This is a genomic window from Lampropedia cohaerens (genome assembly GCF_001005215.1).
GTDB classification, from domain to species: Bacteria; Pseudomonadota; Gammaproteobacteria; order Burkholderiales; family Burkholderiaceae_C; genus Lampropedia; species Lampropedia cohaerens.
In genome coordinates, this window is the sequence record NZ_LBNQ01000029.1 from 1 (window position 1) to 22,059 (window position 22,059).

Here is a 22,059-nt window from a genome sequence, read left to right on the forward strand (position 1 = left end):
AGAACCTGTTCAAAGTCTCTGGAGTTATGAGATGCTTTGGGGATGAGAAAGAGCTATCCGAGCGACATCAGCCGTGAACAATTCGAGATTGTCAAGCCGTTGTTGGAAAGCGCGCGCAAAAAGACCAGCCCCAGGCGAGTAGACCTGTATGAGGTGTTCTGCGCGGTGCTGTACCTGCTCAGAAGCGGCTGCCAGTGGCGCATGCTGCCCGAGGAGTTTCCGAAGTGGCGCACGGTGCACTCGTACTTTGCGATCTGGAGCGAGCCACGCGAAGGAGGCAGCCTGCTGGAGCAGGCTTTAAAAAAATCAGGTTGGCGCGGCCCGAGAGAGACTGGGGCGCAACGCCTGCAGCACGCTCTTGATCGTGCACGCGCAGAGCGTCAAGAACAGCGATACGGCGGGCCAGAAGGGCTATGACGCAGGTAAGAAGGTCTCGGGCATCAAGCGCCACATTGCGGTGGACACGCAGGGCCTGCCGCACGCGGTGGCGGTGACCACGGCCGAGGTGACGGACCGCAAAGGGGCGTTGCAGGCGCTGCGTCGTTGCGGGCCTGGACTCAGGCAGGTGCAAAGTCTACTGTGCGACAGCGGCTATGTGGGTCAGCCCTTCACACGGGGTGTGTGCGAGGTCCTGGGTGAGCATGTGACGGTGCAGATTGCCAAACGCAGTGAACTGCATACCTTCAAGGTCATGCCCAAGCGCTGGGTGGTCGAGCGCAGCTTCGCCTGGCTGGGCAAGAGCAGACGACTATGGAAGAACTGCGAGCGCCTGCTCAACACCAGCTTACAGTTCATTCACCTGGCATTCTTGGCTTTGCTGCTCAAAAGACTTTGAACAGGTTCTGAAACCGCAGCGACATTGGCGCTTCTCCCGGGTCGCCTGAACGCCCCACATCGGTGCTACCATTGCCCGCACCCGCGGCACTGCCTAGGCGCTGTTGGCGGTGCCATCCCCGCTCAAATCGCCCCTCTTTCCCCTATCCATGCCCCGAACTGGCTCAGCCACTCCCACGCGCCCCGGTGCGGCGCTACGCCAGCCGGAAGTGCTCGGCATTCTCAACGGCGCTGCCGCTGGCGCGTTCTGGGGCTCGATCTTCGTCATTCCACTGCTGCTTCCAGGCTTCAACGCATGGCAGCTCTCGGCCGCGCGGTACCTGGTCTACGGTGGCGTTGCCCTGCTGCTGATGGCGCCGCGCCTGCGCTCCCTGCTGACACGCGTGGGACGCAGGGAATGGCTGGCACTGTTCGGCTTGGGCATGCTGGGTAACATTGCGTACTATGTGCTGCTGGTATGGGGCGTGCAGTGGGCAGGCGCCGCGCCAACGGCGCTGATCATCGGGCTGATTCCCGTGGCCGTGACCGTCGTGGGCTCGCGCCGCAGCGGTGCCCTGCCCTTGCGGGCCCTGGCTGCGCCACTGGCGTTGTGCTTTGTGGGCGTTGCGCTGGTGGCCGTGCACGGGCTGGCCCACGGCACTGCGGCCACCGCCGAATTGCCCCTATGGCAGCGCGGCATGGGGCTGCTGGCAGCCTGTGGTGCCCTACTGAGCTGGTCCGCCTACTCGGTCTGGAACAGCCACTGGCTGCTGCGCCGACCTGACCTCTCACCATGGGACTGGTCGCTGCTGACCGGTCTGACCACCGGCATCCTGGCGCTGACGCTAGCCATTCCCGCCTTTGGTGCACCACTGCTGGCCATGCTGACAGACGCTGCAGGCACTGCGCCGCAGCATTCGGGCACGGAGTGGCTGCGCTTCTGGGCCATCACGGGCACGCTGGCGATTCTGGCGTCCGTGGTCGGCAACGCCTTCTGGAACCGCGCCAGCCGCCTGTTGCCGCTGACCATGATCGGCCAGATGATCGTATTCGAGACGGTGTTTGCGCTGCTCTATGGCTTTCTCTACGAATGGCGTTTGCCCAGCCTGGTGGAGATGCTGGCGATCAGCGCGCTGCTTGGCGGCATTCTCTGGTGTGCCAACATCCATCGTCCCAGATCCACAGCCTGAGACGGGCAACACTGGCCTCGCACATCGGTGACTTCTACAATTGCCGGATCGGTAACAACCTGCAACGCTGCTCACCGCCATGTGCGCCAAAAAGCTCAATCTCGCCGAAATGGCTGAAGCCATCGCGGCCAAAGCTCCTGCCGAGCCTGCTGATACGGCATCGGCACCCGCGGACAGCGCCACGGTAGTGGCCACGGGCGACTCCACCAAGATTCGCGCCGCACGCAAGGCCGTCGGCCTGCCGCAGGTGTCGTTTGCCCGATTGCTGCACACGCCGATAGCCCAGCTCAATGACTGGGAACTGGGCCGGCAGGCGCCGCCAGGGGTGGCAGTGCGGCTGTGTGAATTGCTCATCAAGGATCCGGACCTGATCAAACAGTTCGATTGACTGGCGACAACCGCATTCATGACTCCATTCATCCATTTCCTGCTGCGCCGTCTGGTCGCCACAGTCTGCGGCGCAACCGCGTTGGCCTTCGCCGGTTGCGCCACCGCCCAACCAACGACGCCTGCCCCGGTGGCCCGGCCCGCCTCAGCCTTTCCTGCCGCCTTCCAGGCAGCCCTTGCGAAAGCACAGATCCCGCTGGAATCCGTCGCACTCTGGACGGCGCCGGTCGATGGCACGCCGCCGCGTGCGGCGTACCGCGACGACGTACTGGTCAGCCCGGCCTCGACGATGAAACTGGTCACGACCTACGCCGCGTTGGACCGGCTGGGACCGGCCTATACCTGGCAGACGCGCGTCTACGCGGACGGCGAGATCGATGGCGGCGCACTGCGCGGCAATCTCTATATTCAAGGCGGCGGAGATCCCAGGCTGGTGATGGAGCGGCTGTGGGGCCTGCTGCGCCAGGTGCAGCAGCGCGGCATCAAGGTCGTGATGGGCGACATCGTCATTGATCGCACCACCTACCGCCTGCCGCCGCACAATCCCGCGGCCTTTGACGACGAGCCCCTGCGCCCCTACAACGCAGCCCCCGATGCGCTGCTGGTGAACTTCAAGTCCGTGGTGCTGCGTTTCGTGCCTGATCCGGCAGCGGGCGTCGCACGCATCCAGGTGGCGCCGCCCGTTGCGCAGCTGGACATTCCCCCATCCGTACCACTGGAACAAGGCAGCCGATGCCCGGCCACATGGCGCACCGGTATGGGCCTGGATGTGGGCACTGCCGGGCAATGGCGCTTCAGTGGTCGCTATCCCGCCGCCTGTGGCGAGCGGAACTGGGCGATCGCCTACCCGCAACCCGAGCAGTTCGCGCGCCTGGCCGTCGAGGGCATGTGGCGTGAAATGGGCGGCAGCCTCACCGGACAGGTGGTCGACGGCATCACGCCGGCTACCCTGCAGCCACTCCTGACCGAACGCTCGGCAACGCTGGCCGAGATCATTCGCGACGTCAACAAGTACAGCAACAACGTCATGGCCGATCACGTATTCCTGGCCATGTGCAGCGTTGGCAACCAGGGACAGCCAGTCAGCTTCGAGGGGGCGCAGGCCGCCGCGCAGCTGTGGTGGGAGCGGCGCATCGGCAACCCACCGGGCAGCCTGCTGATGGACAACGGCTCCGGCCTCTCGCGCGATGCCCGCGTGACGGCGCAGGGGCTGGGGCGCATGTTGATGCATGCCTGGCAATCGCCGGTAATGCCGGAGCTGCTGGCTTCCATGCCCGCAGTAGGCGTGGACGGTACCATGCGCCGCAGCCGCGCCAGCGCAGCCGGGCACATCAAGACCGGCTCTCTGCGCGATGTCAACGCCATTGCCGGCTATGTGCTCGGCCGCAGCGGACAGCGCCATGTGGTTGTGGCCATCATCAATCACCCCAACGCCGCTGCGGCGCGCGGCGAGGCCTTCGACGCGCTGATCGACTGGGTCGCCGACGACCTGCCGCAGGTTCCGGTTGCAAACGCTCAGCGATAATCCCCACGGTTGAATCCAGTCAGGAGAGTGCCCTTGTTTTCCATCATCCAAGCTGCAGGCTGGCCAATCTGGCCACTGATCTTCTGCTCCATCATTGCACTGGCCATCATTGGCGAGCGCCTGTTCGCGCTGCGACGCGCCAACGTGGCGCCAACGGGCCTGCTGGAAGAAGCCTGTACCGCCGCAGCCCGCAGCGTGCCGCCACAAAACGTGGTCGACAAGCTGGCGGAGAACTCCGCGCTGGGTGAGCTGCTGGCCACCGCACTGCGCACACGCGCCAGCCAACCCGCAGCCGATGAGGAGGCACTGCGCGCCGCGGTGCAGAACCAGGGCCGCCTGGTGGCTGCGCGGCTGAGCCGCTACCTGCAGGCGCTGGCCACCATCGCTTCGGCAGCACCACTGCTGGGGCTGCTGGGCACGGTCATCGGCATGATCGAGATCTTCGCATCGCAGGGGTCGATCGATGTGGGCGTCATCAGCGGTGATCCCGGCCAGCTTGCGCACGGCATCTCGATCGCGCTGTACAACACCGCCTTCGGCCTGATCGTTGCCATTCCGGCCCTGATCTTCTGGCGCTACTTCAGAAGCCGGGTCGACGCCTACGTGCTTGAAATGGAAGTCGCTTGCGAACGCTTCGTCCAGCACGTCAAGGAGCTGCAGTCATGAAGTTCAGCAGCCAGTTCAGCCCCGCTGCCGAGCCAGAGATCAACCTGATCCCCTTCATCGACGTGCTACTGGTCATTCTCATCTTTCTGATGCTGACCACCACCTACAGCCGCTTCAACGAGCTGCAGCTCAACCTGCCGCTGGCCAGCGCCGAACCGCTGCAGACGCGGCCTCAGGAAATTACCGTCTCGCTGGACACCGGCGGCAACTATGCGGTGGACGGGCAGGTACTCGGGGCCGTCGGTCCGGCAGAACTGGCCGTGCAGCTGCGCGCGGCGGCCAGCGCCAAGCCCGAGGCGATCCTCGTCATCAGCGCTGACGGCATGGCTTCGCACCAGTCGGTAGTGACCATCATGGAGGCCGCGCGCGACGCAGGACTGGCGCGCGTGACCTTCGCCACCCAGGCGTTCTCCGGGTCCTGATGCAGTCCCTTCCCGCTGCCTGCGGTCATGCGCCAGTGGCTTGAGCGGCACTGGCGCAGTCCGCGGCGTTGGCACCTGGCCAACGTGTTGCTGGTGCCGCTTTCCTGGCTCTATGGCGCGGTCGTCGCCCTGCGCCGTGGGCTTTACCGGCTGGGTCTCAAGCGCCGCACCCGGTTGGCGCGACCGGTGGTGGTGGTCGGCAATGTCGTCGCCGGTGGCGCTGGCAAGACGCCGGTGACCATCGCGCTGGTGCATGCCCTGCAGCAGCGCGGCCTGCGCGTGGGGGTGCTGGCACGCGGCTATGGCCGACGCTCGCGCGGCGTGCGCGCCGTGCATGCGGACGCCAGTGCCAGCGAGGTGGGCGACGAGCCGCTGCTCATCCACCATGCCACCGGCGCACCAGTGTATGTGGCCAGTCGGCGCGCCCAGGCGGGCCAGGCCTTGCTGCGGGCCCATCCGGAAACGGACCTGCTCGTCTGCGACGACGGCCTGCAGCACCTGGCATTGGTACACGACTATGCCCTCTGCGTGATGCCTGCCTGGGGCATCGGCAATGGCCGCCTGCTGCCTGCAGGCCCGCTGCGCGAGCGCTGGCCCCGTCCGGTCGATGCGGTGCTGGCCAGCGCCGATGCGCCGCCAGTTGCCAGCGCGCCCGGCGCCGCCCCCGTGCTGGCAATGCAGCGCCATCTGGCAGGCCATGCCGTTGATGCGGCAGGCCAGCGCCACGCGCTGGCGCACATCGCACAGGCGCCTGTCATCATCGCCGTGGCCGGCATCGCCCAGCCCGAGGCCTTTTTTGCGATGCTGGAGCACGCTGGCCTCCGTCTGCAGGCGCGCGTCGCACTGCCCGACCACCATGACTTTGGCCAGCTGCCGCCCGCGCTGCAGGCACTGCCGCCGGGCGCCGTGGTGCTATGCACCGAAAAGGATGCCGTCAAACTGTGGCGCCTGCTACCGAACGCGCTGGCCGTTCCGTTGCAGGTGACGCTGCCGCAGGCGTTGATCGAGGCTATCGCGCGACTCGCCCCGCCTGCCCGGTTGCCGTGATGGCCATCACGCGGTGTGGCCTGCGGCAATCGCCCCGGCAGGCGCGCAGATGTACCACTGCCGATATTGCGCAGGCCAGATCGGCTGGCCACCCGAGAACTGAGTAAATGCCGGCAGCACGCCAGCACCGGCGCCGAACGCAAACACCGGCAGACGCGGCAGCCCCGGCAGGCGCACGACGGGGTGCAGGTGGCCGCTGAGCACATAGCCGTCAATGGATGCAGGCACGTCCTCGGTGGCATGGGCGAACACAAACGGCGGTCGCTGCAGCGGCGCGGTGTGCAGCGTAATGCCGAGCAGATCGGCCAAACCGGCCGCACGCCGCAGCTGGCGATCGTGATTGCCCGCCACCACATCAATGCCGATGTGCGCGTGCCTGGCGCGCCACTGTTGCCACTGGGCGCGCCAGGGCGCATCGGCCACCGGCCCGTGCACGAAATCGCCCAGCACCAGCAGCTGCCGCGCATCGGTGGCCTGCAGCAGCTGCTGCAGGCGCCACAGGTCTGCGCGTGTGCCGCCCCGCGGCACGGCCAGCCCGGCGCGGCGAAACACATCGCCCTTGCCCAGGTGCAGGTCCGCCACGACCAGCATGCGCTGCGCCGGCCAGTGAAGCGCGCGCGCGCCAAACAGCTGCACACGCTCGCCTGCCAGCAGGGTCGCTTCTGCGGCCATGGCTGCCCGCTCTGCAGGTTCACCTCCCATGCCGACGCTCCAGACGGGCTGCGGCGCGCTGGATGCGGGTGCGCCAATCCTCGCTGCTGAGGTGGCCACGTACGGTCTCGGCCCACAGCGGAAACGCCAGCGGCGTGAAGCTGGCTGACCGGGTCAGCACCAGCTGCCGGGCGCTGCAGTCGGCCAGCAGCGCGGCCAACCCTTCGGCATTGAGCTGGTTCTGCAGGGCCTCGCGCTCGGCCTGGGCCAGCAGGATGTGCGTAGGGTCATGACGGCGCAGTACGTCAAACAGCAGGCCACTGGAGGCCTGCAGCTGCCGCAGCGAGCGCTGAAGTCGCCCCGGCACGGAAGGCGGCAGCAGCCCGGCAATGCGCGCCACCTCCCGGAATTGGCGCCGGGCCAGCTCAGCCAAGTTAAAGCCTGCGTGCAAGTCGTCCATGAAGCCCTCCGTGCTGAGGAGCTGGGCAACCAATGCCGCGTCCACCGGGGTCTGTCTCGTCGCGCCCAGCAACAGGCCATGTTCGCCCACGGAAAACGTCAGCGTGCACGGTGCCAGGCGGGACCAGCGCAACGCCAGCAGGGTGGCCAGCCCCTCGTGCAGCTGCAACCCCGCGAAGGGATAGACGGCCAGATAGCTCATGCCGCGCACCTGCATATGCTCGACCACCAGTTGACCGGGTTGCGGCAGCGCCGACAGCGAACGCTGCAGGGCCAGCAGTGGCTGCAGGGCCGGCAGTTCCGGCGCAGTCTCGGGCGGCGCCGTGAACAGCCGCTCCACTGTGGCACGCTGCCCTCGCCACCAGTGGCCTTGCGCACGTAGGCGGTCATGTCCTCCAGGCGCACCAGCTGCAGCAGGCGGCCCGCGAAGTGAAAGCGCTCGCCCGGACGCAGGCGGCTGGCAAATCCTTCTTCGATGGCCCCCAGGCTGCCACCACGCAGCCAGCGCACGGAGACCATGCCTTCGCCGCCAATCGTGCCAATGGACAGACGCTGGCGCAGCGCCACGCGTTTGTCACGCACCACCCACTTGCCGTCCACATCACGCGTGACGCGGTGGTAATCGGGATAGTTGGCCAGTGCCTTGCCACCCTGGGCGATGAAGTCCAGCACCGCCTGCCAGTCCGCGCGCGTCAGTTCGGCATAGGCGTGCGTGCCGCGCACCTCGCGGTAAAGCGCCTCGGCCTCGAAGCCGCCGCCCAGCGCAAGGGTGACGCAATGCTGCGCCAGCACGTCCAGGCACAGCCGGGGTGGCTCGCGCGGCTCGATCTCGCCGGCTTCTACGGCCTGGCGTGCCGCGGCGTACTCGAGTATCTCCAGCGCCTGAACGGGCACGCCCGTGATGGCGCTGGGTGTGCCAGGCCGATGCCGCGCACGCCCGGCGCGCTGCAGCAGCCGTGCCACACCCTTGGGGCTGCCCAGCTGCAGCACCTGATCGACGGCCGGGAAATCCACGCCCAGATCGAGGCTGGAGGTCGCCACCACGCAGCGCAGACGTCCTTCCCGCAAGCCCTGCTCGACCTGCTGGCGCAAGGCCGGATCAATCGAGCCGTGATGCAGCGCCAGCGTGGCCAGACCCTCCGGCCACACCGAGGCCAGCGCACGGTGCCACAGCTCCGCATGGGCACGCGTATTCGCAAACAACAAGGATGTGGGCGCGGCCATCAGCCGCTGCAGCACGCGCGGCAGCTGCGCCAGGCCGATGTGCCCGGCCCATGGGAAGCGCTCATGCTGCTGCGGCAGCAGCGTGGTCAGTTGCAGTGGCTTGGGTGGCACGCCGCCCACCAGCGCGGCCTGCGGCAGATGGGGCAGCAGCACATCGCGCGCCTGCGCAAGATTGCCCAGCGTGGCCGACAGGCCCCAAATGCGCAGCTCCGGCCGCCACTGGCGCAGCCGTGCCAGCGCCAGCTGCAGCAGCACGCCACGCTTGCTGCCCAGCAGCTCATGCCATTCATCGACCACCACCGCCTGCAGCTGCGCAAAGTGCTCCGCCGTGTCCGCATGGCTGAGCAGCAGGGCCAGCGACTCGGGCGTGATGACTAGCGCATCCAGCCGCCCGGTGCGCGCCAGCCGCTTGTCGCGCGCGCTGGCATCGCCGGTGCGCAACCCAACCTGCCAGGGCAGGCCGATGCCCGCACACGCCGTCTGCAGCGCCCGCTGCGTGTCACTGGCCAACGCCTTGAGCGGCGTGACCCACAGCAGGCGCAGCACCGGCGTGCGCCGCTTACTGCCAACTGCAGCGCCTGCGGCCTGATCGGCCAGCCCTTCCAGCAGTGGCCCGCCGGCAGCAGCCAGCGTCTTGCCGCTGCCCGTGGGGGTGTGCAGAAGGCCCGACTCCCCTGCCAGAAAGCGCTGCCAGACCTCCCGCTGAAAGGGCGCAACCTGCCAGCCCTGGGCGCGGAACCAGCTGCGCAGTGGCGCATGCGCTGTGGTGACCGCATGCGACCTGCTCATGCCGCCAATGCCTTGAGCACGTCCAGCCGGTCCGCCTCGGCGGCAGGTTTGTCGCTGCGCCAGCGCAGAATGCGCGGAAAGCGCACCGCCACGCCGCTCTTGTGGCGGCTGCTGCGATTGACGGCCTCGAACGCGAGTTCGAACACCTGCTCGGGCGCGACGCTGCGCACCGGGCCGAAGCGCTCGATGGTGTGGCTGCGGATCCACCGGTCCAGGCTGGCGATTTCAGCATCGCTCAGGCCCGAATAGGCCTTGGCCACCGGCACCAGCTGCGCGCCATCCCATACACCGAAGGTGTAATCGGTAAACAGGTTGCTGCGCCGCCCATGGCCGGGCTGCGCGTACAGCAGCACCGCGTCGATGGTCAGCGGCGCGATCTTCCACTTCCACCAGTCGCCACGACGGCGCCCGCTCTGGTAAGGCGCGCTGCGGCGTTTGAGCATCAGGCCTTCCACGCCACGCGCGCGCGCCTGGCTGCGCAGTTCGGCGGCCTCCTGCCAGCTGCGTGCAGGCACCTCGGGCGAGAGCGCGATGTGCTGCGCCGCCTGTGCCGGCAGGGCTGCCAGCAGCGCCGTCAGCTGCCCGCGGCGGCGGTCCTGCGGCAGTGCCCGGATGTCACCACCAGCCACTTCAAGTAGGTCATAAGCCAGCAGCCGCACCGGCGCGTCGGCGAGCAGTTTCGGCCCCGGTTTGCGGCGCTGGATGCGTTTTTGCAGCGCGGTGAACGGCATGGGGCTGCCCGGCTCGCCCGGCGCCTCCCCCGCCTGCCAGGCCAGCAGCTCGCCGTCGATGACGACACCCTCCGGCAGGTGTCGCGCGGCGGCCTCGATCTCGGGAAAGCGCCCGTCCAGCCGCTCCTCGCCCCGTGACCACAGTGCCGCCTCGCCCTCGCGCCGGATCAGCTGCAGGCGGATGCCGTCCCACTTCCATTCCAGCAGCCAGTCGCCCACGTCGCCGAACTGCTGCTGCATCTGCTGCGCCTCTTCACCAATCACAGGCGGTGTGGTGATGGGTGAGGCCAGGAAAAACGGATAGGGTTGCTGGCGGTCGCTGGCCAGCTCCTGCGGCGACAGCAGGTCGCGCCAGAAGGCTGGCGAGTGCTGCCACTCGCCCAGCATGCGCTGGGCAATGCGCGCAAGGTCCAGTCCGCTGAAATCGGCGAGCGCCTGCTGCACCAGCCGCGCCGAGACACCGACCCGCAGCGAGCCAGTCAGCAGCTTGTTGAACACCAGCCGCTGCGCAAACGGCAGGCTGCGCCACGCGGCGCACACGACCGCGCGGCGCTCGACCTCGGGCGCACCGGCCACCGGCAGCAGCCGCTGCTCGACCCACTGCGACAGCGACAGCGCCTGCTGCGTCGCCTCGGCGGGCTCCTCCATCAGCAAGGCCAGGGTCTCGGCCAGATCGCCGACATGGTGGTAGCTGTCATCGACCAACCAGTCGGCCAGGCCCGTTTCCTGCGCCACCCACTGCCGCAGCTCGGTACTGTTGGCGATGCGCGCACGCGCTGCCGTGAGCTTGTTGCCAGCCAGCAGCCACAGTGCCCATACAGCGTCTTCGGCGGGGGCGGCGCGAAAGTAATCGACCATCGCGGCGCGCTTGGCGAGCGCGCCGGTGGCGCGGTCCAGCCGCTGGTAGAGCGCGGCAAAGCGCTTCATGCTATCGGCTCCATGGCGCCCGTGTCCATGGCATCCTGCACCGCGCCCTCGTCCCCTTCGTACTGCGTGGCGAACGCTGCGGCATCGATACCCTGCTCGCGCAGGTAGCGCACGATGGCGTCGGTGTTGCCGTGCGTGGCAATCACGCGGCGCGCGCCGGTCTCGCGCACGGTGCGCAGCAGGTCCGGCCAGTCGGCGTGGTCGGAGATCACAAAGCCCCGATCGTGGTTGCGCCGCCGGCGGTTGCCGCGAATCAGCATCCAGCCCGAGGCAAACCCGGTCTGCAGCCTGCCGAAACGCCGCACCCAGGAGCTGCCTGCTGCCGCAGGCGGAGCCAGCACCAGCGCGCCGGCAAAATCATGCCCCTTTGGCAGCTGCGCCACCGGCTGCGTTGGCAGCATGGGCACGCCCGCGTCGCGGTAGATCTGCACGCCCGGCACCATCGCGCCATGCAAGTAAACGGTCTGATCACTCAGCCGCCGCATTTCGGCTAGGAGACGCTGTGCCTTGCCCAGCGAGTAGCCCAGCAGCAGCGCAGCCTCGCCGTTGGCGGCGCACTCGGCCTGCCATTCAAGAATCTCACGCGCGACCTGCTGCGGATCGGGCCAGCGGTAAACCGGCAGCGCAAACGTCGCCTCGGTAATGAACACATCACAGGGCACGACCTCAAATGGCGCACAGCTGGGATCAGGTTGGCGCTTGTAATCACCCGAGGCCACCCAGACCTGCCCGCCTGCCTCCACCCGTACTTGCACCGACCCCAGCACGTGGCCAGCCGGGTGCAGCGACACCCGCGCAGCGCCCAGGTGAAAGACCTCTCCGGCCGCATGTGGCACATAGGACTGCTCGCCCAGCCGCCAGCGCAGGATGGGCAGCGAGTCGGCGCTGCAGTGGTAGCGGCCCATGCCGCGCCGCGCGTGGTCGGCATGCCCGTGGGTGATGACAGCCCGCGCCACGGGCCGCCACGGGTCGATGTAGAAGTCGCCCGCCGGGCAATACAACCCGGCGGGGCGCAGTTCGATTAGGTCAGACATCGCGGCGAATTGCTTTCTCCCATCAAGATAACTCCATCCCCCATCACAACCGACTGTGCTCGCACGCGCTGTAGGACAAAACCCGATGGCACTGGCGGATACTACGGGGTTTGGGCCACACCCGCACCTGCACGGTGCTTCGTCATCATGTTTACATCCCTCAGTACCCTGGCCGGTGGCATCGGCCTGTTTCTGCTCGGCATGGTGCTGATGTCCGACAGCCTCAAGGCCATGGCCGGCGAATCGCTGCGCACCGCGCTGGGGCGGCTTACCGGCAAGCCGGTCAAGGCATTGCTCGTGGGCATGGGCGCCACGGCGATGGTGCAGTCCTCAACAGCGACGACGATGGCTACCATCGGTTTCGTCAGCGCCGGGCTGCTGAGCTTCCAGAATGCCATTGGCGTGATCATCGGCGCCAACATCGGCACCACCAGTACCGGCTGGATCGTGGCATTGCTGGGCATGAAGTTCTCGATATCCAGCCTGGCACTGCCCATCATCGCCATCGGGGCACTGCTTAAGCTGCTGGGCAAGGACCGGCTGGCATTGACCGGCCTGGCGCTGGCGGGCTTCGGGCTGATGTTCATCGGCATCGACTTTCTGCAGCAGGCCATGGCGGGCATGGCCGAGCGGGTGGACCTGAGCGGCGTTTCCGGCCAAGGCTGGGCGGCAAGGTTGATGCTGGTGCTGATCGGCATCGTCATGACCGTGCTGCTGCAGGCCTCCAGCGCAGCATTGGCAGCCACGCTGGCAGCGCTGTCCAGCGGCACCATCGACTTTTCGCAGGCCACGGCGCTGGTGATCGGGCAGAACATCGGCACCACCGCCACGGCGCTGCTGGCAGCCATGGGCGGCAGCGCCAGCGCCAAGCGCACGGCGCTGGTGCATCTGCTGTTCAACCTCGGCTCGGCGGTGCTGGCGTTCTTCCTGCTGCAGCCGGCCTTCGTGTATCTGGCGCATGCCTGGGACCTGCACCATGGCAGTGTCGACGTCGCGCTGGCACTGGCGGCCTTCCATTCGGCCTTCAGCATTGTCGGCGCCGCCGTGTTTCTGCCGCAGGCCGGCCTGCTGGCGCGGATCGCCAGCCGGATCATTCATGAGTCTGCCCCGCCAGGCCTGCGCTACCTGGACGATTCGCTGCTGTCCGTGCCTGCGCTGGCCATTGCCGCCACCGAGCGCACGGTCTGCCTGGGCCTGGCCGACACCTGCCATCTGTTGGCGCAGCGCCTGCGCGGCGAGCCGCTGGCGGACAGCAAGAGCGGCCTGAGCCTGGACAAGCTGCTGGTTGCCGTTGACGCCTATCTGGACAAGCTGCCGGTGCCGCAGTCCGGCAGCGACCAGCAACGCCTGGAACACCTGCTGCTGCTGATCGACCAGACTCGCGTGCTGCGCGACGACCTCGGCGCCATCAGCAACGTCTCCGTGCTGCGCCAGCAGCCAGCGCTGTGGGCGCTGGCCGAGCGGCTCGCGCCTGTGCTCGAACGCAGCGCCGGCTGGCTGGCCGACGAAGGACTGGCGCAGCGCGAGGAGGTCACCGAGGAGCTGCGCCAGGTCAGTGCCTGGGTGCATGAGCAGCAGACGCAGGCGCGCCGCGCCGTGGTCGAGGATGCCGCCAGCTACCGCATCACCCCGGCGGCGGCGCTGGAGCAGCTGACCGCCCAGCGCTGGCTGGAGCGCCTGTCCAAGCACGTCGCCCGCATTGCCGAAACGCTCGGCGATACCCGCGCGCTGTATTCCGATTGATCGCGAACAGGCTTCAAGCACTGCAGCGCAACCGCGCTTTGTAATGGGCTTTGTAATGGGCTTTGTCGCCGGTGTGGCGTGCTTCAATGCCATCGGCGTATGCAAACACCATTTGGGATATGACGACAGTTTCGATACGTTCGGCTTACATGGTATGGGCGGTAGCGTGGGCTCCCTGCTGACGGGCGTCTTTGCCTCGACATCGCTGGGCGGATTCGAGGACATAGCAATCACCAATCAGTTGTGGATTCAGTTCAAAAGCGTGGTGTTCACCATTCTCTATTACAGCATCGCCACGTTCGCGATCCTGAAGGTCGTCGGTTTATTAACGGGTGGCCTGCGTGTCGAGCCCGAGGTGGAACAGATCGGCTTGGACAGTGGTGAACACAACGAGCGAGCCTATAACCTTTGATGGGCGCTCCGACCTCTGGCAACGTCTGCGGCGCGCTGGGGGACCAGCGCACCGCCGGGCCCCACGAAGCCGCACGCAGGCGTGACGCCGACAAGCCCCGAGAGAGCGCCGGTGGCCGCACCCAATGCACTCGGCTTACCGTTCCTGAACCATTCCACCGCCATCCAACCAACGACGCTTGCGCAGGCCGCTACTTGGGTTGTCTGCACCGCCATGCCCGCACTGGTATTGGCTGCCGACGCCGATCTCACATTGAGGCCGAACCAGCCCACCCGCAGCGACGCGGCACCGGTCAGAGTAAAGCCCAAGTTGTGCGGTGGCATGGCGGTACCCGGATAGCCGCTTCGCCGCCCAAGCATTAGGTCGGCCGCCAAACCAGCGATTCCGGCGTTGATGTGCACCACAGTCCCGCCGGCGAATTCCAGAATGCCCCACTCGGCCATCATGCGCCCAAGCCACTCCGGACCATGTGCGTCAGTGGCACATAGCAGAACGTCAGCCACAGCGCGGCGAACCAGAGCACTGCCGCGAACTTCATGCGTTCCGCGAATGCTCGTATAGCAATGGCTGGCGTGATCATGGCGAAGGTCGGCTGAAAGGTTGCAGACACACTTTCAGGTATGGCTGCCACCACGCTTTCACGCGTGATAGCTCGCCTCAGCACCTCGTCCAGTCCTCCGACAAAGCTGTGCCAGTTGATCACACCGGCTTGCATGCCAAACACATCGCCAAAAGCCAAGCTTCACCTGTACAGAATCCACAGTACCCCGACCATACCTGCAATTGCAATGCCCTGCGTGAATAGGGACAGAAAGTTCTTGGTACGCGCCATACCACCGTAAAACAACGCGAGTCCGGGCGCCAACATGGTGATAACCAGAACAGTGGCGACAATCATCCAGCCGGTATCTCTCGAATTGAGTGTGGGTGTCCCGTCCTGCGCCAGCGCCACGCCCGATAGCACCATCAGCACCAATGTCGCCAACGGCCTGCGCAGCGCGGCGAATAATGAAGTCATGGTTCGTCTCGTGGAGGCCCGAGGATTCAGGGATATTCAGATCACGATCAATACGCTGCATGGCCTTCAAGGACATGGCTGCTATTGGTTGACAGCCATGTCTCGTTCCTGCAGCAGTGACAGACTCACAAGGGATTACCAGGAATCCACGTCGTTCCTGCCAGCGGCACCCGCGCCATGGCAGCGGACTCCAGTGTCAGCGCAACCAGATCTTCCGGCTCCAGGTTATGCAGGTGCGACTTGCCGCACGCGCGGGCGATCACCTGTGCCTCCATCGTCATGACCGATACGTAATTGGCCAGTCGGCGCCCAGCCTTTACAGGGTCCAACCGTTTGGCCAGTTCCGGATCCTGCGTCGTGATACCGGCCGGATCCTTTCCATCTTGCCAATCGTCGTAGGCTCCGGCGGTGCTGCCGAGCTTGCGATACTCGTCCTCAAGACTTGGATCGTTGTCACCCAGCGCCACTAGTGCAGCAGTACCGATGGCGACCGCATCGGCGCCCAGTGCCAGGGCCTTGGCCACGTCAGCACCGTTGCGAATGCCGCCAGAGACGATCAACTGCACCTTGCGGTGCATACCCAGGTCCTGCAGAGCCTGTACGGCAGGACGGATGGCCGCAAGAATCGGTATACCGACGTGTTCGATGAACACCTCCTGTGTAGCAGCCGTGCCTCCTTGCATGCCATCGAGCACCACCACATCGGCTCCTGCCTTGACGGCCAGTGCCACGTCATAGTACGGCCGGGTAGCGCCAATCTTGACGTAGATGGGTTTTTCCCAGTCGGTAATCTCACGCAGCTCCAGAATCTTGATTTCCAGGTCGTCCGGGCCGGTCCAGTCAGGATGGCGGCATGCTGAGCGTTGGTCGATGCCTTCGGGCAGGCAGCGCATTTTTGCCACACGTTCGCTGATCTTCTGACCCAGCAACATGCCACCGCCGCCTGGTTTGGCACCCTGACCAATCACGACCTCAATCGCATCGGCCTTGCGCAGATCGTCAGGGTTCATGCCATAGCGCGATGGCAGATACTGGTAAACCAACGTCTTGGATTGACCGCGCTCTTCAGGCGTCATGCCCCCGTCGCCGGTCGTGGTGGACGTGCCCACAATGCTGGCACCGCGTCCCAGGGCTTCCTTGGCATTGGCAGACAGCGCACCAAAGCTCATGCCGGCAATGGTCACTGGTGTCTTCAGATGAATTGGCTTCTTGGCAAAGCGCGTACCGAGCACCACGTCGGTGCCGCATTTTTCACGGTAGCCTTCGAGGGGATAACGGCTCACCGATGCGCCAAGAAAAAGGAGGTCATCGAAGTGCGGCAGCTTGCGCTTGGTGCCCGCGCCGCGAATGTCGTAGATGCCAGTGGCTGCAGCGCGGCGAATTTCCGAGAGCGTGTATGGATCGAAGGTCGCCGAGAACTGCGGTTGGGTTGGCGGGATCTTGTTGATATCAGACATTTTTCAGTACGCTCCTGCGTTGTCGACATGGAAGTTATAGAGCGTGCGGGCCGAGCCGTAGAGCGTGAACGAGGCCGGATCGACATCGTCGTGCCCTGCGCGCTTGAGCAAATCCGCGAGGATGGCGCGCTCGGCGTCTCCCATGGGTTTTTCCTCGCAGTCAGCGCCCAAGCTGGCAACCTTTCCGCGCACGAAAATGCGTGCTTCGTATAGTGAATCGCCCAGCGCTTCACCGGCATCGCCGAGAATGACCAGATTGCCCGCCTGCGCCATGAAAGCGGAAAAACTGCCCACCGAGCCGCCGACCACGATGTCGGCGCCCTTGAGCGAGATGCCGCAGCGCAGGCCGGCGTCGCCGTCAATGACCAGCAGCCCACCGTGCGCGGTGGCACCGGCAGCGTTGGAGGCAAAGCCCTTGACATGCACCTTGCCACTCATCATGTTTTCCGCCACGCCTGTGCCGGCACTGCCGGTGATGGTGACGTTAGCGAGTTGGTTCATGCCGGCTGCGTAGTAGCCGGCATGGCCGTCGATGGTGACGTCAATCGGCGCATTCAGGCCGGCAGCGATGGCGTGCGCGCCGTTAGGGTTTTCAATGGTGACCTGCAGGCCCGGCTTGGCCGGCGCCTCACTATGCAGGAACTGGTTGACCTCCCGCAACGGCGTGACTGCGAGATCGAATTTCAGACTTTCCATACGTACATTTCCTCTGGGGCAGGTTCGAAGACATGGGCGTGGTTGACGCCGGGAAGGTGGGCCAGCGAACGGAATTCCGACGCGATGGCAACGTAGTCGTCGCACTCGGCCACCACCGCTGGCTTGCAGGCAAATGGATCGCGGATCAGGGCCAGCTCGGTGGGCGTGCCCATCAGGAAGGTGTAGAAGCCATCCAATACCTCGAACCCCTTCTGCAACGCCTCCTGCAGGGTGTCGCCCTCGCGCAGGCGCCACTCCAGAAAACGCGTGGCTGCCTCCGTATCGTTGTCGGTATCGAAAGCAATACCATGGGGCGCGAGCATGCGGCGAATGGCATGCGGATTGGACAGAGAACCGTTATGGACCAGGCAGAAATCCTCGCCTGCGGTAAAGGGGTGGGCGCGATCAGGGGTAACGGCTGACTCGGTCGCCATACGGGTATGACCAACCAGGTGCGTACCCCTGAAGCTGGCAAAGCCATAGCGCTCAGCCACCTCGGCGGGCGTACCCACGTCCTTGTACAAGTCGATGCTGCGGCCGGTGGAGAAGATTTTCAGCAACGGCTCGTAGCGCATGATCCAGTCGCGCACACGCTGCGGCTCTATGGCAAAAGAGACGATGCCGTGGTTACCCTTGGCCTCCACCTCCGCCTTGGCTTTCAAGTCCCTGTTGAGCTCGCTCACCAGTTCCGACCAGTCATAACGATCGCCGTTTTGCACATAGCCTGCAAAAACGCTGACCTTGCGGCGTCCCTGCGGCAAGGGATCGGTGAATACGGCCAGGCCCGCTGAATCCGGGCCGCGTTCAGTCATGCCGATGAGCATTGGCACCATCAACTGCCCTAGCTGATCGCGCAGCGCGGGGTTCTTGACGAGTAGCCCTACGATTCCACACATGGGTGTTTCCTTTCAATAAAACTCGAGGTATTGCTTGATTTCCCACTCCGAGACATGGCGCTGGTATTCCACCCACTCCATGCGCTTGAGCTTGAGAAATTCTTTGGCAACCGGACCCAGCGCGTCACAAATCAACGTATCGGCTTGCAGCGCATCCAGCGCAACGCCCAGGTTCTGCGGCAGCAGGCCAATGCCGGCATCAGCCAGCTGCTGCTCAGTCCATTCGTACAGGTTGACGTTGCGCGGCTGGCCTGGATCGAGCTTGCGCTCAATGCCATCCAGACCTGCGGCAATCACGGCAGCGGTGGCTAGGTAAGGGTTGGCGGCGCCATCGGGCAGGCGCAGCTCCAGCCGTCCCTTGGGGATGCGGATCATGCTGGAGCGGTTGTTGTCGCCATAGCTGATATAGGCTGGCGCCCAGGTTGCTCCCGTCAGCGACCGACCCACAACCAGGCGCTTGTAGGAATTGACCGAAGGCGCGCACAGTGCCGTCAGTGCCGGCGCGTGCGCCAGTAAACCACCAAGGAAGTGGTAGGCCATTTCCGAGAGATCCAGCCCGCGCGGATCGGCCTTGTCTTCAAACAGGTTGCGCTTGCCATCACCAATAGACAGGTGCATGTGCATGCCGTTGCCAGGGCGGTTGGAGAATGGCTTAGGCATGAACGAGCAGATGAACCCCAGCTCATTGGCTATTTCGCTGGCTGCCATCTTGAAGAAGACGAAGTGGTCAGCCGACTTCAAGCAGTCCGCATACGTGAAGTTCAGCTCGAACTGGCCGTTGGCGTCCTCATGGTCGATCTGGTAGACGTCGATGCCGACGGCGCGCATGCAGTTGGACAGGCGCTCCAGAAACTCGCGGATGCGCGAGAGCCCCTTGTAGTCATAGCAGGGCTTGGCCAGCGAATCGCTGGGATCGGCAGGCAGCAAGCTGCCATCGTCGCCGCGGCGCAGTAGCGAAAATTCCGGCTCCAGGCCGGTAAACAAGATCCAGCCTCGTTCGGACAGACGTGCCACCTGTTTTTTCAACGTGACGCGGCTGTCGTACTCCCAGGGCTTGCCATCGACATGCCCTTCACACACGATGCGCGCCAGCCCGGGTTGCCAGGGCACCGTCGTCAACGTCGACAATTCACCCACAGCCATGAAATCCGGACCATGGGGTTCGATGCCGACGCCCCAGATGGCAAAGCCGGCAAAACCAGCTCCGGCGCTGAGGATCGACTGAAGGTGCGCAACTGGCACTGACTTCGCTTTTGCAACGCCGTGGATGTCCACGAACTGCGCGAGCACATAGCCAATGTCATTGGCCTGCAAATAGGCTTGTGCAGCTTCCACGTTATCGAATTGAGGGGGTTGTACGAGCTGGCCTGGCGGCAGGTTCGCCAAAATAGGGGCCGATTCTGTTTTCACGTTGCATGCTCCTTGACGGTCATGAGAGAGGATGGGCGGTTGACTGTCTGTCGGGATCAGATCATCCTGATTCTCACAATGCAACTTTTGTGCCTATTATGAAACCTTTCCGCCCGCCCGTCTAAGCACAGACCCTTCAAGCCACTACACTTTTCAGAATGCAAGAAACCAGCGACATCCATCAGCCGGCCCTGGAAGAATCCATCGGTTCCGTCATCCGCGAAATTCGTCTCAAAGAAGGCCTGACCATTGCGCAAGTGGCTGAACTGGCGGGACTTAGTCGTGGCATGCTGTCAAAAATCGAGACTGGAAGCACCATGGCCGGACTCGATACCCTGGCCCGCATTGCACGTGCACTGGGTGTGTCCATGTCGGTGCTGTTCAGCAAATACGACACGTCGGCCGCCTCGGCACAACATGTCAAAAATGGTGCGGGCATGGAAGTGGTGCGTCGCGGCACCAAGAGTGGGCACACCTATCACCTGTTGGCTTATGGTCAAGGTCCCGTCAAGTCATTCGAGCCCTTCCTCATCACGATGGAAGACGACACCCAAACCTATCCCACCTTTCAGCATCCGGGGACGGAATTTCTCTACATGCTGGAAGGCGTGCTGGAATACCGCTGTGGGCAGCAAAGCTACATGCTCGAACCGGGAGATGCGCTGAGTTTCAACGGCGAGATTCCTCATGGGCCTGGCGAGCTGGCCCAAACGCCTATCAAGTTTTTGTCCATCATCGTCTATCCGCATTCCGGCGAGTAAGCCACATGACACACCACTGATACAGGCATAAAAGACCTGCATGGGGCGGCAATGCATGCAACCCCACGCAGGTCTTGCGTCCTTCATGCGGGGCGACCTTGTGAATCACATCTCGACGTAATTGGGCCCGCCGCCGCCCTCGGGGGCGACCCAGACGATGTTCTGGGTCGGGTCCTTGATGTCGCAGGTCTTGCAGTGCACGCAGTTCTGCGCATTGATCTGCAGGCGCTTGCCCTGAGGGCTGGCTGCATCGTCGATGAACTCGTACACGCCCGCCGGGCAGTAACGTGCCTCGGGTCCGCCGTATTGCTTGAGGTTGACCTGCACCGGCACGCTGGCATCCTTGAGCGTCAGGTGCGCCGGCTGGTCCTCGCTGTGGTTGGTGTTGCTGATGAATACGCTCGAGAGCCGGTCGAAGGTGATGACACCATCGGGTTTCGGATAGTCGATCTTGGCGCACTGCGCCGCTGGCTTGAGGAAGGTGTGGTCGGGCGCGGGGTTCCTGAGCGTCCACGGCGGTGTCTTGATGCCCAGCCTGGGCAGCAGCCAGTGCTCGATGCCGGTCATCAGCATGCCAACGGTGCGGCCTTTCTTAAACCATGGCTTGAAGTTGCTGGCGGCCTTGAGCTCCTGGTACAGCCAACTCTTCTCGAACGCCTGCGGGTAGGCGCTCAGCAGATCGTGCTGGCGCCCGGCTTGTACCGCCTCGAACACCGCCTCGGCCGCCAGCATGCCGCTCTTGATCGCCGCGTGGCTGCCCTTGATGCGGCTGGCGTTGAGGTAGCCTGCATTGCAACCCACCAGCGCGCCACCGGGGAAGATGGTCCTGGGTAGACTGGGGATGCCGCCGTTGTTGATCGCCCGCGCGCCGTAGCCCAGGCGCTTGCCACCTTCGATGTGCTTGAGAATGGCTGGGTGTTTTTTCCAGCGCTGCATCTCCTCAAACGGGCTCAGCCACGGGTTCTTGTAGTCCAGGCCGATGACAAAGCCCAGCGTGACCTTGTTGCCTTCCATGTGGTAGAGAAAGCCCCCGCCGAAGGTTTCCTTGTCCATCGGCCAGCCGGCTGTGTGGACCACCAGGCCAGGCTGCGCCTTCTCGGGCGGCACTTCCCATAGCTCCTTGATGCCGATGCCAAAGCTCTGCGGCGCCGAGTCGGACTGGAGGTTGAATTGCTCCAGCAGCTGGCGCCCGAGCTGGCCACGCGCGCCCTCGGCAAAGATGGTGTACTTGCCGTGCAGTTCCATACCGAGCTGGAACTCGGCCGTGGGCTGGCCGTCCTTGCCCAGCCCCATGTTGCCGGTGGCAATGCCCTTGACGGAGCCGTCTTCGTTGTAGACGACTTCGGTGGCGGCAAAGCCGGGGAAGATTTCCACGCCCAGTGCTTCGGCCTGCTGGCTGAGCCAGCGCACGACGTTGCCCAGGCTGATGACGTAGTTGCCCTTGTTGTGAAAGTTGTCGGGCACCAGTGCCGCAGGCGTCTTGGTAGCGCCAGTCTCGCTGAGTAGCAGCACTTCGTCGGCGGTGACAGGCTGGTTCAGCGGCGCGCCCTTGTCCTTCCAGTCGGGGATGAGCTCGCTCAACGCAATCGGGTCCATCACCGCGCCCGAGAGGATGTGCGCACCGGGCTCGGAGCCCTTCTCAAGCACGACGACGTTGATCTCCTGGTCTTTCTCGGCTGCCAGCTGCTTGAGCCGGATCGCCGTAGCCAGCCCGGCCGGCCCGGCGCCAACAATCACCACGTCGTATTCCATCGACTCACGCGGGCCGTACTGCTCTAGGATTTCTTGCGGGGTCATCTTG

At 64.9% G+C, this 22,059-nt stretch carries 21 protein-coding genes and 1 pseudogene; 10 read left to right on the plus strand and 12 right to left on the minus strand.

Going from position 1 to position 22,059, the window contains the following annotated elements:
- Positions 1-42: 42 nt before the first annotated feature.
- The 7 genes from AAV94_RS14670 (at position 43) to lpxK (ending at position 6,050) form a co-directional block, all read left to right on the plus strand.
- Positions 43-835, plus strand: a protein-coding gene (locus AAV94_RS14670; protein WP_156454342.1) for an IS5 family transposase whose coding sequence is annotated in 2 segments (ribosomal slippage) — positions 43-302 and positions 301-835 — 795 coding nt in all. Because the reading frame shifts where the segments join, the coding sequence is not laid out codon by codon here.
- Between the two features lie 148 nt (positions 836-983).
- Positions 984-2,003 (plus strand): DMT family transporter, encoded by a 1,020-nt coding sequence (locus AAV94_RS09670; protein WP_046742131.1) that lies wholly within the window; start codon positions 984-986, stop codon positions 2,001-2,003.
- A 79-nt stretch (positions 2,004-2,082) separates the two neighbouring features.
- Positions 2,083-2,391 (plus strand): helix-turn-helix domain-containing protein, encoded by a 309-nt coding sequence (locus AAV94_RS09675; RefSeq protein WP_046742132.1) that lies wholly within the window; start codon positions 2,083-2,085, stop codon positions 2,389-2,391.
- 18 nt (positions 2,392-2,409) lie between these two features.
- The gene (dacB, locus tag AAV94_RS09680) at positions 2,410-3,915 is read left to right on the plus strand and encodes a D-alanyl-D-alanine carboxypeptidase/D-alanyl-D-alanine endopeptidase (protein ID WP_046742133.1); all 1,506 of its coding nucleotides are present in this window, start codon (positions 2,410-2,412) and stop codon (positions 3,913-3,915) included.
- Positions 3,916-3,948: 33 nt separating this feature from the next.
- Complete coding sequence (locus tag AAV94_RS09685; RefSeq protein ID WP_046742134.1) at positions 3,949-4,581, plus strand: MotA/TolQ/ExbB proton channel family protein; 633 nt, start codon at positions 3,949-3,951, stop codon at positions 4,579-4,581.
- A complete protein-coding gene (locus tag AAV94_RS09690; RefSeq protein ID WP_046742135.1) occupies positions 4,578-5,003 on the plus strand; it encodes an ExbD/TolR family protein in 426 nt (141 codons plus the stop codon). The genes AAV94_RS09685 and AAV94_RS09690 overlap by 4 nt, the downstream gene beginning before the upstream one ends.
- A 27-nt stretch (positions 5,004-5,030) precedes the next feature.
- Positions 5,031-6,050 (plus strand): tetraacyldisaccharide 4'-kinase, encoded by a 1,020-nt coding sequence (lpxK, locus tag AAV94_RS09695; protein WP_046742136.1) that lies wholly within the window; start codon positions 5,031-5,033, stop codon positions 6,048-6,050.
- A gap of 6 nt (positions 6,051-6,056) precedes the next feature.
- On the opposite strand, the gene pdeM is transcribed toward lpxK, so the two are convergent.
- Genes pdeM through AAV94_RS09715 form a run of 5 tightly spaced genes read right to left on the minus strand, consistent with a single transcriptional unit; the run spans position 6,057 to position 11,865 of the window.
- Positions 6,057-6,752, minus strand: coding sequence for a ligase-associated DNA damage response endonuclease PdeM (gene pdeM, locus AAV94_RS09700; RefSeq protein ID WP_156454405.1), 696 nt, complete (start codon positions 6,750-6,752; stop codon positions 6,057-6,059).
- The gene (locus AAV94_RS15205) at positions 6,742-7,362 is read right to left on the minus strand and encodes a hypothetical protein (protein ID WP_231731344.1); all 621 of its coding nucleotides are present in this window, start codon (positions 7,360-7,362) and stop codon (positions 6,742-6,744) included. The genes pdeM and AAV94_RS15205 overlap by 11 nt, the downstream gene beginning before the upstream one ends.
- Entirely contained in the window at positions 7,359-9,173 is a 1,815-nt protein-coding gene (locus tag AAV94_RS09705) for a DEAD/DEAH box helicase (protein ID WP_231731345.1), read from the minus strand. The genes AAV94_RS15205 and AAV94_RS09705 overlap by 4 nt, the downstream gene beginning before the upstream one ends.
- The gene (locus tag AAV94_RS09710; protein ID WP_046742138.1) at positions 9,170-10,831 is read right to left on the minus strand and encodes an ATP-dependent DNA ligase; all 1,662 of its coding nucleotides are present in this window, start codon (positions 10,829-10,831) and stop codon (positions 9,170-9,172) included. The genes AAV94_RS09705 and AAV94_RS09710 overlap by 4 nt, the downstream gene beginning before the upstream one ends.
- Positions 10,828-11,865 carry a ligase-associated DNA damage response exonuclease gene (locus AAV94_RS09715; RefSeq protein ID WP_046742139.1) on the minus strand — a complete coding sequence of 346 codons (1,038 nt, stop codon included), beginning with the start codon at positions 11,863-11,865 and terminating at the stop codon, positions 10,828-10,830. Before AAV94_RS09715 ends, AAV94_RS09710 begins: the two co-directional genes overlap by 4 nt.
- Positions 11,866-12,012: 147 nt before the next feature.
- On the opposite strand from AAV94_RS09715, the gene AAV94_RS09720 reads away from it, so the two are divergent.
- Positions 12,013-13,608 carry a Na/Pi cotransporter family protein gene (locus tag AAV94_RS09720; protein ID WP_046742140.1) on the plus strand — a complete coding sequence of 532 codons (1,596 nt, stop codon included), beginning with the start codon at positions 12,013-12,015 and terminating at the stop codon, positions 13,606-13,608.
- Positions 13,565-14,020, plus strand: coding sequence for a hypothetical protein (locus AAV94_RS09725; protein WP_231731347.1), 456 nt, complete (start codon positions 13,565-13,567; stop codon positions 14,018-14,020). Before AAV94_RS09720 ends, AAV94_RS09725 begins: the two co-directional genes overlap by 44 nt.
- Here AAV94_RS09725 and AAV94_RS15080 read toward each other — a convergent pair.
- The 6 genes and pseudogenes from AAV94_RS15080 to glnT all read right to left on the minus strand — a co-directional run bounded on the left by AAV94_RS15080 (position 14,008) and on the right by glnT (position 19,422).
- The gene (locus AAV94_RS15080) at positions 14,008-14,466 is read right to left on the minus strand and encodes an ammonium transporter (protein WP_052755003.1); all 459 of its coding nucleotides are present in this window, start codon (positions 14,464-14,466) and stop codon (positions 14,008-14,010) included. The genes AAV94_RS09725 and AAV94_RS15080 overlap by 13 nt on opposite strands.
- Positions 14,463-15,038: pseudogene (locus AAV94_RS15085) on the minus strand (hypothetical protein). Before AAV94_RS15085 ends, AAV94_RS15080 begins: the two are co-directional and overlap by 4 nt.
- A gap of 125 nt (positions 15,039-15,163) precedes the next feature.
- Positions 15,164-16,495, minus strand: coding sequence for an FMN-binding glutamate synthase family protein (locus AAV94_RS09735; RefSeq protein WP_046742142.1), 1,332 nt, complete (start codon positions 16,493-16,495; stop codon positions 15,164-15,166).
- A 3-nt stretch (positions 16,496-16,498) separates the two neighbouring features.
- Positions 16,499-17,191: a GltB/FmdC/FwdC-like GXGXG domain-containing protein gene (locus AAV94_RS09740; RefSeq protein WP_046742143.1), complete on the minus strand. Its 693-nt coding sequence runs from the start codon at positions 17,189-17,191 to the stop codon at positions 16,499-16,501.
- Positions 17,179-18,087: a class II glutamine amidotransferase domain-containing protein gene (locus tag AAV94_RS09745; protein ID WP_046742144.1), complete on the minus strand. Its 909-nt coding sequence runs from the start codon at positions 18,085-18,087 to the stop codon at positions 17,179-17,181. The genes AAV94_RS09740 and AAV94_RS09745 overlap by 13 nt, the downstream gene beginning before the upstream one ends.
- Before the next feature lie 12 nt (positions 18,088-18,099).
- Positions 18,100-19,422, minus strand: coding sequence for a type III glutamate--ammonia ligase (glnT, locus tag AAV94_RS09750; protein ID WP_231731350.1), 1,323 nt, complete (start codon positions 19,420-19,422; stop codon positions 18,100-18,102).
- 233 nt (positions 19,423-19,655) lie between these two features.
- On the opposite strand from glnT, the gene AAV94_RS09755 reads away from it, so the two are divergent.
- Complete coding sequence (locus tag AAV94_RS09755; RefSeq protein ID WP_046742145.1) at positions 19,656-20,258, plus strand: helix-turn-helix domain-containing protein; 603 nt, start codon at positions 19,656-19,658, stop codon at positions 20,256-20,258.
- 105 nt (positions 20,259-20,363) lie between these two features.
- Here the strand turns inward: AAV94_RS09755 and AAV94_RS09760 are convergent, their stop codons facing one another.
- A complete protein-coding gene (locus AAV94_RS09760) occupies positions 20,364-22,055 on the minus strand; it encodes an electron transfer flavoprotein-ubiquinone oxidoreductase (protein WP_046741805.1) in 1,692 nt (563 codons plus the stop codon).
- Positions 22,056-22,059 lie beyond the last annotated feature (4 nt).

Coding starts and splice junctions, on each gene's coding strand:
- AAV94_RS09670 (WP_046742131.1), top strand. CDS start 984: ATGCCCCGAACTGGCTCAGCCACTCCCACGCGCCCCGGTGCGGCGCTA.
- AAV94_RS09675 (WP_046742132.1), top strand. CDS start 2,083: ATGTGCGCCAAAAAGCTCAATCTCGCCGAAATGGCTGAAGCCATCGCG.
- dacB (WP_046742133.1), top strand. CDS start 2,410: ATGACTCCATTCATCCATTTCCTGCTGCGCCGTCTGGTCGCCACAGTC.
- AAV94_RS09690 (WP_046742135.1), top strand. CDS start 4,578: ATGAAGTTCAGCAGCCAGTTCAGCCCCGCTGCCGAGCCAGAGATCAAC.
- lpxK (WP_046742136.1), top strand. CDS start 5,031: ATGCGCCAGTGGCTTGAGCGGCACTGGCGCAGTCCGCGGCGTTGGCAC.
- pdeM (WP_156454405.1), bottom strand. CDS start 6,752: ATGGGAGGTGAACCTGCAGAGCGGGCAGCCATGGCCGCAGAAGCGACC.
- AAV94_RS15205 (WP_231731344.1), bottom strand. CDS start 7,362: ATGAGCTATCTGGCCGTCTATCCCTTCGCGGGGTTGCAGCTGCACGAG.
- AAV94_RS09705 (WP_231731345.1), bottom strand. CDS start 9,173: ATGAGCAGGTCGCATGCGGTCACCACAGCGCATGCGCCACTGCGCAGC.
- AAV94_RS09710 (WP_046742138.1), bottom strand. CDS start 10,831: ATGAAGCGCTTTGCCGCGCTCTACCAGCGGCTGGACCGCGCCACCGGC.
- AAV94_RS09715 (WP_046742139.1), bottom strand. CDS start 11,865: ATGTCTGACCTAATCGAACTGCGCCCCGCCGGGTTGTATTGCCCGGCG.
- AAV94_RS09720 (WP_046742140.1), top strand. CDS start 12,013: ATGTTTACATCCCTCAGTACCCTGGCCGGTGGCATCGGCCTGTTTCTG.
- AAV94_RS15080 (WP_052755003.1), bottom strand. CDS start 14,466: ATGATGGCCGAGTGGGGCATTCTGGAATTCGCCGGCGGGACTGTGGTG.
- AAV94_RS09735 (WP_046742142.1), bottom strand. CDS start 16,495: ATGTCTGATATCAACAAGATCCCGCCAACCCAACCGCAGTTCTCGGCG.
- AAV94_RS09740 (WP_046742143.1), bottom strand. CDS start 17,191: ATGGAAAGTCTGAAATTCGATCTCGCAGTCACGCCGTTGCGGGAGGTC.
- AAV94_RS09745 (WP_046742144.1), bottom strand. CDS start 18,087: ATGTGTGGAATCGTAGGGCTACTCGTCAAGAACCCCGCGCTGCGCGAT.
- AAV94_RS09755 (WP_046742145.1), top strand. CDS start 19,656: ATGCAAGAAACCAGCGACATCCATCAGCCGGCCCTGGAAGAATCCATC.
- AAV94_RS09760 (WP_046741805.1), bottom strand. CDS start 22,055: ATGACCCCGCAAGAAATCCTAGAGCAGTACGGCCCGCGTGAGTCGATG.